The sequence below is a fragment of the Emticicia aquatilis genome (assembly GCF_014644295.1).
Lineage (GTDB): Bacteria > Bacteroidota > Bacteroidia > Cytophagales > Spirosomataceae > Emticicia > Emticicia aquatilis.
The window spans coordinates 23,135-35,402 of record NZ_BMKK01000016.1 but is presented as its reverse complement, the minus strand read 5'-3'; the positions used below and the strand labels follow the sequence as shown (position 1 = coordinate 35,402).

At 38.1% G+C, this 12,268-nt stretch carries 13 protein-coding genes; 10 read left to right on the top strand and 3 right to left on the bottom strand.

Translation table 11 applies throughout. The features are described from left to right. Positions 1–23: 23 nt before the first annotated feature. From IEX65_RS25480 to IEX65_RS25470, 3 genes are read right to left on the bottom strand one after another with little or no spacing between them, the layout of a single operon-like run. Entirely contained in the window at positions 24–2,399 is a 2,376-nt protein-coding gene (locus IEX65_RS25480; RefSeq protein ID WP_188770763.1) for a PA14 domain-containing protein, read from the bottom strand. 57 nt (positions 2,400–2,456) lie between these two features. After that, positions 2,457–3,980, bottom strand: coding sequence for a DUF1501 domain-containing protein (locus IEX65_RS25475; RefSeq protein WP_188770760.1), 1,524 nt, complete (start codon positions 3,978–3,980; stop codon positions 2,457–2,459). Positions 3,981–3,983: 3 nt separating this feature from the next. Next, positions 3,984–5,870 (bottom strand): DUF1800 domain-containing protein, encoded by a 1,887-nt coding sequence (locus IEX65_RS25470; protein WP_188770758.1) that lies wholly within the window; start codon positions 5,868–5,870, stop codon positions 3,984–3,986. A 344-nt stretch (positions 5,871–6,214) separates the two neighbouring features. Here IEX65_RS25470 and IEX65_RS25465 point away from each other — a divergent pair, with 344 nt between their 5' ends. The 10 genes from IEX65_RS25465 (at position 6,215) to IEX65_RS25420 (ending at position 12,255) form a co-directional block, all read left to right on the top strand. Next, positions 6,215–6,559, top strand: coding sequence for a cupin domain-containing protein (locus tag IEX65_RS25465; protein ID WP_188770756.1), 345 nt, complete (start codon positions 6,215–6,217; stop codon positions 6,557–6,559). 56 nt (positions 6,560–6,615) lie between these two features. After that, positions 6,616–7,176, top strand: coding sequence for a helix-turn-helix domain-containing protein (locus IEX65_RS25460; protein ID WP_188770754.1), 561 nt, complete (start codon positions 6,616–6,618; stop codon positions 7,174–7,176). Between the two features lie 53 nt (positions 7,177–7,229). Further along, a complete protein-coding gene (locus tag IEX65_RS25455) occupies positions 7,230–9,377 on the top strand; it encodes a PAS domain-containing hybrid sensor histidine kinase/response regulator (protein WP_188770751.1) in 2,148 nt (715 codons plus the stop codon). Next, positions 9,374–9,811: a response regulator gene (locus tag IEX65_RS25450; RefSeq protein ID WP_188770749.1), complete on the top strand. Its 438-nt coding sequence runs from the start codon at positions 9,374–9,376 to the stop codon at positions 9,809–9,811. Before IEX65_RS25455 ends, IEX65_RS25450 begins: the two co-directional genes overlap by 4 nt. A 39-nt stretch (positions 9,812–9,850) precedes the next feature. Continuing rightward, complete coding sequence (locus IEX65_RS25445) at positions 9,851–10,411, top strand: helix-turn-helix domain-containing protein (RefSeq protein ID WP_188770747.1); 561 nt, start codon at positions 9,851–9,853, stop codon at positions 10,409–10,411. Between the two features lie 118 nt (positions 10,412–10,529). Next, positions 10,530–10,841 (top strand): hypothetical protein, encoded by a 312-nt coding sequence (locus tag IEX65_RS25440; RefSeq protein ID WP_229250902.1) that lies wholly within the window; start codon positions 10,530–10,532, stop codon positions 10,839–10,841. 115 nt (positions 10,842–10,956) lie between these two features. Further along, on the top strand, positions 10,957–11,184 hold the full coding sequence (locus IEX65_RS25435) for a hypothetical protein (RefSeq protein WP_188770745.1): 228 nt from the start codon (positions 10,957–10,959) through the stop codon (positions 11,182–11,184). Further along, complete coding sequence (locus IEX65_RS25430) at positions 11,181–11,564, top strand: hypothetical protein (protein WP_188770743.1); 384 nt, start codon at positions 11,181–11,183, stop codon at positions 11,562–11,564. The genes IEX65_RS25435 and IEX65_RS25430 overlap by 4 nt, the downstream gene beginning before the upstream one ends. An 11-nt stretch (positions 11,565–11,575) precedes the next feature. Further along, entirely contained in the window at positions 11,576–11,941 is a 366-nt protein-coding gene (locus IEX65_RS25425) for a hypothetical protein (protein ID WP_188770740.1), read from the top strand. A gap of 128 nt (positions 11,942–12,069) precedes the next feature. After that, on the top strand, positions 12,070–12,255 hold the full coding sequence (locus IEX65_RS25420) for a Thivi_2564 family membrane protein (protein ID WP_188770737.1): 186 nt from the start codon (positions 12,070–12,072) through the stop codon (positions 12,253–12,255). Positions 12,256–12,268 lie beyond the last annotated feature (13 nt).

The following is a 12,268-nucleotide window of genomic DNA, read 5'->3' as shown; positions in this document are numbered from 1 at the left end:
TCAAATGAAGCCTTCCTTAAAAATCATTTATCTACCACAAACTCTTGTCTGAGTTTTTTCTCGCCTAATTCAAGCTCTACAAAATAAGTGCCTTTGGCCAGTTTATTAGTTGGCAAATATTTGGTTTGAGTACCCAAACTCTCCGAGTAATGGTCAAGTAAAGTAACAATTAATTGGTCTTTTGAGTCTTTCAAAGATAATTTTACATAACTCGGTTGATTGATTCTGAAAATAATTTCTTTCAGTTTGGATGTTTCAGTGTCTTTCGTCGAAAACTCCGAACTATCAGTAGGAGCAGTAGCTTTCTGATTCGCCACAAATGCCGCTTGAATACAATCAGCAATATCGGCCTTGAATATCGCACTACTATTTACCTCAAAACCTGGTAATAATACAATACTATTTCCCGCCGTAAACGAAATATCTTTGGTTGTAGGCACTAAACTCTGAGCTTCGATGCGTTTTTTGGCTTTGAATGCACCATCTGCCAAGGTTTCTTTGGCAAGTCGGAGCGTATCACTGCCACAATTAATATTCACACCTTTACAATTACAGTTATTATCAAATTTATCGTAAGACGTAAGAGGGTCGTTGTCATTACATGGTGTGCCACTCGGATTGCACAATACTGCATCAAAAGCCACTTTTCCAAGCCCCGAACAACCAGCTCCCCAGTTTTCGATGGCCGAAATCAGGATATAACGTGCCTTAACGTCATTGAAGTTAGGGCCAGCAAAGCCTGAATAATCGGGTAATCCTTGTGCTTTTGGCCACGAATAAGTATTGCCCAGTGCTTGCCAAGTTGTACCATCGGTCGAATAATCAACGGTTACAGTCTTGAAACCTTTGTCGGTTTCGTTTTCTACATTGTAATTCCAAACCCTCGAAGTTGAGAATTTATAGCGGTCATTAAAATCATACATAATCCAGTGAGCATTACTTGCTCTTGCTGGATTAGGATTTGGATTTAAAGTATTGGTACACGAAACCCATGCAGCTTCTTTTAGTGTCGTGAGGTTATTGGTTGGGTCGCAGGAATCGTATGCTTGGTAGCGAGCTGTTTCATCATCACAATCGGGGCCAGAGCAAGGCGTACCTACGCAATTACATTGGGCGTCAATTTTATCGTTTTTGGTAAACGGATTATCGTCATTACAAGGAGTATTTTGAGCAATACACGAAATCTCACATTTATAATCATAGAGGTAAAAGTTTGGTACTCGTTTCCACTGTCTGATTTCATGAAATGGAGTTTTCCAATAAAGGTTAAAGTGGTCTCGCCAGCTACTTTCTTTGTGCCTAAACTCAAAGTAATAATATTTCCCTTTTTCCATGAAAAGTGGCCCGATATTCTGAAAAACAGAACTTTTATAGTCTGTTTCGTCGATGCCGTACATCACCAATGCTTGATGCGACTGCTTGTTTTCTATTTTATCGTCGGAGCTTAGAAAGAAAAATGTCTGATTATCGCCCGTAATGTTAAATTCATAGTTCCCAGTCACAGGTACTGTCAAAAAACCTTGCACAAGTGTTCCATAATTATCCCTCGCATAAGGAACTAATGGCCCATATGCACCTTTGAGTTTTTCTCGGCGGTCAGGCGATAGTGGAAACTTAGCAGCATTGATGAGGTCGTTTTCTACATAATTTCCTGTAATATTATCATAATAGTAGGCTTCAATCAAACCTTTATCACCAACACAATTATTGGGTGCTGGAGCTGTACCGACACAATTACAGAAACCATCTTGTTGGTCATTGGTTGTGCTTGCATTACCATCATCACAGGCTGTGCCTCTTGGTGGACAATTCTGCCCACAAGCATATTCGTAGATATAATTAAAGTCGATAATTGACCACACAACAGTAGTTTCAGAGGCTTTTCTCCATTGCAAACTCACGAAGTCACCTCCTGTCCCTTCAAAGTTATAAAGCTCAAAATAATAATATTGTCCACCTACGAGCTGAATACTTTGCGAAGTTTGACCTGCTTCTTTGTTGTATTCAGTCAACCCTGAGTAGGTAGAAATCTCGGCTCGTTTGATTTTATTAGCAGGAGAGTCGTTTGTACTCAGAAAAAATATGGATTTATCATCTCCTGTTATATTGAAAATGTAAGTATCGGTTGCAGGAACTTTGATATAACCTCTGATAACCGAAGCAAAATAATCGGTGTAATTAACGGGTGTCTTCAGATACCCCAAAGTTTGCGAACCATCTGGGCGACTTGGGAAAGTTTCGAGAGCAAACAAATCGGTACTATCTGGGTATGAAGTGAAGCCAGTCCAATAACTCCATTTTACTTGGCCAGCCGTTCCGACACAATTTTGAGCAAAAATGTTTTGATTGATGATTAAAATAATCACCAAACTATATATGTATTTTAAAAATCTTTTCACGGTTGAAAAATATTTTTTGTGAAAAATCTGCTAATTGTTAAAGACTTTACCCATTTCTTAATTAGTAGAGCAACCCTGCGGTTTATCTACATTAGAGATGGTAGTTCCATTGAAATTCATGAAGCCAACTGGATAATTATTGGGGCTATACGAATAAAAATTGCTTAAATTAGGCAAAACATAGCACAAATCATAAGGACTTACACCATACCAAAGAGCCAGTTCGGCATACATTTCATCGGTTGAAATAGAAGGAATAAAATTGCCTCTAAACGAAATATTTTGCGTGTTACTATTGCTAACATCCATTTTTGGAAATCTACCGAAGATTCGTCCGCCGTTTACTGCTCCGCCCATAATCATGGTGTTTCCGCCCCAAGCGTGGTCAGAGCCAAGTCCGTTTGAGGTAATGGTACGAGCAAAATCCGAAATTGTAAAGGTTGTTACGTTTTCTGCAATACCAAGTTCGGCGGTGGCATCATAAAATGACTTTAAGGCATCGCTAATAATTGGTAATCGAGCATTTAGACCATTAACCAAATTATCGTGCATATCCCAACCACCGTAGTTCACAAAGAAAATCTGACGTTTAGCACCTAAATCGTTTCGTACGCTCATCACCTTTGCTACTGCTTGTAGGTCTTTTGCCAAACTACTCGTTCCGAAGGTAGTAGTCATACTCGGAACCCTTTTGAGTGCATTTTTGAAAACTTCAAATGATTCAATCGAACTTTTGGTTGTCGAACTATATGTTTTTTGTAGAAGATTGGCGTAAGTTCTCGAAACCATGCTATCAACGGCATTATTGCGAAGTTCTGTCATCAAACCCGAATTACTCCACCATGAAGGCAGTGCCGTAATTCCGACATTATTTGGGTCAATATTATTACTGATTGAGTATTCGGTTACATCTTTTCCACGTTGAAAATTATTTTTTCCTCCCAACGAAATATTCATCGAAATATCCTGCAAACTATTTGAGGCGTGGAGCAAATCGGCCAAACGGCCACCCACCCCAAGCGTGTCACGGCTTTGTGGAACAGATGTTTGCCATTGCATAATTTGGTCAGAGTGTGAATAAATACCCAAAGGAAGTTTCTTCAAGCCACTTTGATACTCGGCTTTGGTCATAACAGGCTCTATCAAAGTGCCGATATTGGCCATGAAAGCGAGTTTTCCGTTATTGAAAAGATTCTGAACGCCTGTCATGGTCGGATGAACGCCAAAAGAACCATAATTACAAGGTTGACCTCTGAAACCACTACATCGAGGATTATTGAGTGGGAGCAAAGAGGTGTTTGTCTGAATGGCAATATCAGACCTTACGTTTTTATAATCATTGAAACCATTATCTCCACCAACGGTTGTTCCCGAAGGAATCAGTATATTAAAAGAGTCAATGCCACCCGAAAATAATACACAAACCAATGCTTTATAGTCTTCGTTTGAGGCCGAACGCAGCTTTGAAGCACTGCCGCTCATGGCACCGTTTACCGCTCCGAGACTCGTTAAGGTACTCAAAAGTGTGGTCGAACCCATCGCACCACAACCAACTTGTCTGATAAAATCTCTTCTATTCATGGCTTATTTATTAATTAGGTAGTCAGGTGATGTCATGATTAAAAAAATGGCGAGTCTTACTCTGCGAAAGGCTTCAGTGGTATTGGGAACTCCATTGGCATCTTCGGAGTAAGGCATACCTTTGATAGCTTGGCTGATTGTATTCAGAGATTCGGTCGAAAGACGGCCATTGGCTAAAATAAGATTATATTTATCTAAAAGCTGAGGGAGTTTATCATTGCGGGTAAGTACATAATCAGCCACCGTATTGAATTTAGGGTCTTGATTAGGCTTGTAAGTTTCGCCCGTAAAAAGTCCATAATAATCAGTTGGGTCATCGTTTACCAACCAATCATTGAGGGCATTGAAATAGCCAGTGAGCGTTTGCGAACTTAATAACTGAAACTCTGGCCCAACTTTCCCCGCATCTTTTAGCGGGCCATTCGGGATATAATCTGGACTATAAAAATTAAAAACCGAAGGTGAAGAGAGTGGACGTTGAGCGGTTTGGTCATAAACTCTGGCCATTGCATTTCTGAATATTCCGCCCGTAGCGGTTAAGTTTAGCCCTTTGATGAGATTCATATATCTGACAAACGGCTCACGGAGCTTACCAAACGTATCGGTATCATCACCGCAACAATTTCTTGCTTCGGGGTCGAGTAGTATTGCTCTAATAACGGCTTTCAAATCGCCTCTCACACCGCTACCATTATTATTAAATACGGTGGCGATTCGCTGAATGAATGCAGGACTTGGATTAGAAGTAATCAATCGTTGAATTAATCGACGAGAAACAAACGGGCCAACATTTGGGTGATTAAAAATGATATTGAGGGCATCTTGAATATCGGCTTCGCCTTGCATGGCTGTACGGCTGGCAGTTGGGTCAACCGTTGAGCCTAAGAAAGTTTTCGCTCCTCTTTCATGGCCATCCACAATTCTTGGATTGGTTTTCCAAGGGTTTTTCTTGGCATCGCTCGAATCAATTCCGTAGAATTTCATTCGCTTCGTGTAGCTCCATATATCTTTCGCATTAATGCCTAAGTATGTACCATCGCCCCACGAAAGTCCCGTAAAAACTTTTGCTAAATTGGCAATATCATCGTTATTATAGGTAGGAATCAGTTGTCCGTTTGCATCTTTTTTCTCCGAACCATCAAGGTTTAGTTGATACAAGCCAATCGAAAATAATTGCATGATTTCACGGGCATAATTTTCGTCAGGATATGTTTGTTTGCCTACATCGGTTGCATGATTATTCAAGAAAGTAAGGTACGAACCCATCGCTGGGTGGTAAGTGATTTTATCGAGAAGTGTACGATAATTGCCAAAAGCATTATCCATCAAGACATCATAATAACTCGCCAATGCGTAAGGATTACCATCAAAAGCCGAAATTCTTGAAGTAACCAAAATTTCACTCAAGGCAAACGCTACTCGCCATCTAAGTTGGTCGGGTGCAGTCATACAGCCTTGAAACCACGCTGCATCGAAATGCCAATTACTCACGCCAACATTGGTGAGTGTATAGGTATTGACATTATTCTTGATATTGAGCGAATCGACCATTGATTGATGTAGGTTCTGCACATAAGTTTCGATTCTGAAACTATTCGACATCGCCAGTTGGTCATCGAGCCATTTTTCAATGCCTTGATTGGCCACTTTCTGAATCTCGGTATAAGTATTACCAAAGGTAGCTTGTGAAAGAAATCTTGCCGCTGCACTATAGTTGGGTAGAAAACCTGTACTTGTAAGGGTTCGTTGACCATTAACAGCGGTCGAACTCGAAGTGACATTTACCTTTTGGAGGTTTCCTTTTCCGATAGTAGTTGTTTGCTGAGCAAAGGCGACAGAAATCCCAAGACAAATGAAGAATTGAACAAAGAGAGTACTTCTTGTTTTCATTTATAAATTGTTTTTAGGAGTACACGGTTGGAGTGAAAAACTTTAGTAAAGTGTATGCAGCAGTAACTATGGAGCGATTTTGAATGAAACTCCCTTGGCAAAATTACAAATAATTCTTGATGATGCTGGCATCTACCCTAAATTTAAGAATGATAATTTTAATAAAATTTACTGAGCGGTGTAGAAAAACAACTTATCGTAAAGTACTGGGTAAATTATCTCATAGCGAAGGTTGAGCCAACTTACTCAATGTGTGAATTATGCAATAAATATATGCAATTATGTAAGTTTAATCAATTTAATATTCTCACCTTTACACTACACGTAAATTAATTGAAAATAGAATGGAGCCAGCTACCGAGTTAGAAAAATCAAAAGCACACATAATAGTCGAAATCATTGAATATTTGCCCAATGCAGTGGTCAGTAAAACCATTATTCGCAAAATAACTGGCAATATCACGGCTTCGTCTTTTGATGCAGGTGAAGAATTGGCTGAGAAAATTTCCCCTTTCGATAATTATGTTCAGATTATTGACGGAAAAGCCGAAGTAACTATCAACGGGAAGGTCTTTAGGCTTGCCAAAGGCGAAGGTATTATTATTCCCGCTCATGCTTCGCATATTTTTAATGCCAACGAACAATTCAAGATGATTTCGACGGTCATTAAGAGCGGTTACGAAGACTAATTGCCTTTCAGACGGCTACCTCAAAAGATAGCAGTTTCAAAATTTATTAATAAAGCATGAAACTATACATCAAATACATGGTGAGTACCCGTTGCAAGATGATGGTGAAAGAGGCTCTACGAAAGCTTGGATTACACTTTATAGTGGTCGATTTGGGTGTAGTTGATATAATGGAGGTGCTTTCGGAAGAACAAACAAAATCGCTAAGAAAAATGCTTCTTAGTGCTGGCCTCGAACTCATGGACGATAAAAAGGCCATGCTGATTGAGAAAATTAAGAAAGTAATTATCGAGATGGTGCATTATGCCGAAGAATTACCCAAAACTAATTTTTCGGACTTCATCAGTAAAAAACTCGACTACGACTACACTTATCTGGCCAATCTTTTCTCCGAAGTTCAGGGAACTACCATCGAGCAATATATCATTTCCCACAAAGTAGAACGCATCAAAGAGTTGATTGTCTATGGCGAAATGAACATCACCGAAATTGCCAACAATATGAATTACAGTAGTGTAGCTCATTTGTCGAGCCAATTTAAAAAAGCAACGGGCCTTACACCCACACATTTTAAACAGTTAAAAGAGAAAAGAAGGATTCCAATCGAAGAGTTATAATCATCCACTACTCCGAGTTATATGATAATTTACAGTATTAACTCATCAAAAATATGTTAAAAACAAGCAAATCAGAGGAGTTAATCATTGCAAATAAAGAACTGGCAATCGCCAATAAGGAGTTGGCTTTTCAGCTTGAAGAGAAGGAAAAACGAGCCGCCGAACTAATCATTGCCAACAAAGAATTGGTTTTTCAGAATATCGAAAAAGAAAAACGAGTGACAGAGTTGAGGATTGCTAATTATGCCAGAATCTTGATTGAAGCGAGTCTCGACCCCTTATTTACGATTAGCCCAGAAGGAAAAATTACGGATTTGAATAACGCTTCGGTAAATATCACAGGTCTTTCGAGAGAGAAACTTATCGGTACTGACTTTTTCGATTATTTTACCGAACCCGAAAAAGCCAGAGCTGGTTATCAAGAAATTTTTGCCAAAGGTTTTGTGTCGGACTTTCCACTCACGATTAGTGACCATAAACTTACCGATGTCTTGTTTAATGGCTCCGTTTATAACGATGAACAAGGGAATGTTTTGGGAGTTGTGGTGGTGGCAAGAGATATAACCGAACACAAAAGAATTGAAAAAGAGCTAACCGAAGCACGAATTTTTGCCGAACTGGCAACCGCCATTGCCGAAGAAGCTCAGAGTAAAGCCGAAGTTACTCGACGAATTGCCGAAGAAGCCGTAAAAGCCAAACAGCAGTTTTTATCTAACATGAGTCATGAGATTCGGACACCCATGAATGCCATCATCGGGTTTACGAAAGTTCTACTAAAAACTGACCTTTCGGTCAAACAACGAGAATATTTGACGGCCATAAAAATGAGTGGCAATGCCCTCATTGTGCTTATCAATGATATTCTCGATTTGGCCAAAGTAGATGCTGGCAAAATGACTTTTGAAGAAATACCGTTCAAAATGGCCTCTTCTATTTCGGCAATGTTGCACTTGTTTGAGACTAAAATTCAAGAAAAAAACCTCAAATTACTCATTGAATACGACAAAAAAATACCCGATGTCTTGGTCGGTGACCCAGTTCGTTTGCACCAAATTATCTTGAATTTAGTAAGTAACGCAGTAAAATTTACTACCAGAGGCTCAATTACTGTGAATGTTTGTATAAGTAGCGAAGATAAAGAAAGTGTAAATATTGAGTTTTCGGTGGCCGACACTGGTATCGGTATTTCAGAAAGCAAAATCGACAATATATTTGATAATTTTCAGCAAGCAACCAGCGGTACTGCTCGACTTTATGGCGGAACTGGCCTTGGTTTGGCAATTGTGAAACAACTGGTTGAAAAGCAAGGTGGAAGCACGCACGTGAAGAGCAAAGTAGATGAAGGCTCAACTTTTAGTTTTACGCTGAGTTTCAAGAAAACAAAAGCCGAGGCAGAAACTATCAACGAAATTATGGAATTTGATGATGAAGCCAAAAATATAAAAGTTTTGGTTGTTGAAGACATGGCTTTGAATCAATTATTGATGAAAACTTTGCTCGATGACTTCGGTTTTGAGTGTGACATTACGGCCAATGGCAAAATTGCCATCGAAAAATTAAAGCAAAAATCGTATGATATAATTCTGATGGATTTACAAATGCCCGAAATGAATGGTTTTGAAGCAACCGAGTACATACGCAACACTATGCACTCAACTACTCCAATTATTGCACTTACAGCCGATGTGACAACGGTAGATTTGGCCAAATGCAAAGCCGTCGGTATGAATGATTATGTAGCCAAACCACTCGACGAAAGGCTACTTTATAGCAAAATAGTCAGTTTGGTTAAAAGTTCGATGAAAGTAAACCAAAAAGAAATAGCCGAAGAAATGAAAAAGATACGATGTATTGATTTGAAATATTTGAGTCATCGTACAAAATCAAATCCGAAGTTAATGTCAGAAATGATTTCACTCTATCTCGAACAAACCCCGCCGCTCATCATGTCAATGAAGCAAAGTTTTCTAAACAAAGACTGGACGCTGCTTCACGCTTCGGTTCATAAAATGATACCCTCGTTTTCGATTATGGGTATCAGTACCGATTTTGAGCTAATGGCAAAAAAGATACAAGAGTATGCCAATATTCAAGAACAAAACGAGAGTATTGCTGAGATGGTAGATAAACTCGAAAATGTTTGTGTGCAGGCTTGCCAAGAATTAGAAGAAGAACTTTTAAAGATAAGAACCAATAAATGACAAATCATGACAATAAAGTAAAGCTATTTTTGGTAGATGATGATGCGGTTTTTCTGAAATCATTAGAAATTGAGTTTCTACAAAATGCTGATTTTGATATCGAAACCTATCATACAGGCGAGCAATGTGTTGAACATTTATCTAATAGTCCAGATATAATTATTTTGGATTATCACCTCGATGGAATCAACAAAAATGCCATGAATGGCCTCGAAACGCTGATTCAGATAAAGGCTTTATACCCGAAAATGCCAGTTGTGATACTTTCATCACAAGATAAAATTGAAGTAGCCGTTAATTGTATGTACCATAAAGCTTTTGATTATGTGGTGAAGAGCGAAACCGCCTTCATGCGTTTACAAAAGCTAATTGATACGATTTTTCATTACCAAAAAATGGAAAAAGAACTCAATTGGTACATGGATAGAATGTGAGTTTGTGCCGGAAAGGCACGCATATTAACATGAAAACACATGAAACTATATATAAAATACATGGTCAGTTTGCGATGTAAGATGGTAGTGAAAGAAGAACTGAATAATCTTGGCCTACATTATATGAATATATCATTGGGCGAGGTAGAAATCATGGAAAATCTCACACAATTACAGCACGACGAACTAAAAGAAGCATTACATAAATCGGGACTTGAACTCATGGACGATAAGAAATCAATGCTAATAGAAAAAATAAAGAATGTAATCGTAGAAATGGTGCATTATACCGATGATATTCCGAAGGTAAATTTTTCGGATTATTTAAGAGAAAAACTTCACTACGATTACACCTATTTGGCTAATCTTTTCTCCGAAACCGAAGGCATCACGATTGAGCATTATATCATGAACCATAAGATTGAGCGGGTAAAAGAGCTAATTATCTACGACGAACTCAATCTGACCGAAATTGCGGCCAAATTGCATTACAGTAGTATTTCTCACCTCTCCAATCAGTTCAAAAAAGTAACTGGCCTAACGCCATCGTTCTTCAAATCGCTCAAAGATAAAAAACGGAATCCCCTTGATGATGTGTGAATTATATAACTTTTACTAACAATTATATAACACATTTTACCCAAAAGATAATCACCTTTGCTTAGTGGAAATCATTCCACAATTGTTCCGCCAACTGCGGCCTATAAACTCAATTAAAATGTACAAGCACCTAATTTACACACTCACGTTTTCGTTTATGTTATCATTTATTCCTGCACAATTAAGTGCCGAAAATGCTCTGGCAAAAGACAAAACACCCAAAACCGAACTGGCCGAATCTAAGATTTTGTTGAGTCGCTTAGAAGAAATCAAGGCGATGGATAAAAGCAAACTTAGTTTCCAAGAAAAGAGGCAATTACGCAAAGAAGTACGCACCCTCAAGACCAATCTTGCATCAATCAATGGTGGAGTTTATCTATCGGTTGGTGCCATTATTATCATCGTTTTGTTGCTCATACTTTTGCTTTAACATAACATTTAAGTATTTAATAGGTAGGTAGATTTTAGTTTTAGTGGTGAGATTTCAAATCGCTTTTACCAGTCTTTATGTAAAAGCGATTTTTTTATTTTTTTTATGAATTATTATGAAAACTGAAGATGAAATCAATGCAAAAATCTTGGAGATAACAATGAAAATTCAAAGCGATTTTCCAGAATTATCGAAATACATTTCCGAAATACCCATCACGATTCCGAACGAAGCTACGCCTGAAATCAGCCTAAAAGTACTCACCGACTACTACGATACTTTACAGATTTTGATGAAAGACTACGCACAATCGCACAACAAATTAAACAGCAACACACAATGACAAAAACAAAATATTTAGGCGTTTGGATGGACCATTCGATTGCCTATTTGATGAATTTTTCTGAAATGCCAACGGCTACTACTACTATCAAATCGAAATCAGCAAATGATGAAAATGACCATAGTCAATCAAAAGGCGAAAACAAAATGCACAACATTGAGCAGCATCAGCAAGCCGAATATTATAAAGAATTGAGCGAGGTTATCATCAACTATGAAGAAGTTGTTTTATTTGGCCCAACCAATGCTAAAGTAGAATTGATGAATATTCTGAAAGAAGACCATCATTTCGACCATATAAAAATTGAGGTAAAATCTGCCGATAAAATGACTGATAATCAGCAACTTGCGTTTGTGAAAGATTATTTTTCAAAACATTGATAAAAATTGCCATGAAAAAAAGTAGCAAAGCCGACCAGATTAAAGAGCAAATCGAAAAGGAAGAAATCAATAATTTTCCGGGGTATCCATTATATCCAGCCAGCGAAGACGTTTTTTCAAAATTTAAAAGAGATGCAGACATTGCCCCCCTCGAAGCTGCCGAAATGCAAGACTCGATGAATATGGCCAAAATTCATACTCGCAATGAACAAGACTTTGAGTCTGATTTAACCGAAAGAAACCTAATTGGTGACGACTTAGATGTACCTGGCTCGGAACTCGACAATGAACAAGAAAACATCGGTAGCGAAGATGAAGAAAACAATTATTACAGCATCGGAGGCGACAACCACAATGATTTGGAAGAAGATAAATAGATTTTCTGATTATAAACTTCTTGTAATAATAATAAATGTGTGAATCTTGTAACTCATACCAACAATTATATAACACATTACAACCAGCAGAAGCTTAACTTTGAATACACTCTTAAACCTCTTTTATCATGCCATTAGTCAATATTTTAGTCGTGTTAATTGTTGCAGGTATTGTCCTGTGGCTTATCAATTCTTACATCCCGATGGATGGGAAAATCAAACGAATTTTAAACATCGTTTTTGTAGTAGTTATAATTATATGGCTCCTAAAAGCATTCGGACTATTGAGTGGATTGATGAATATAAATGTCTAAAAACAGCATTTTA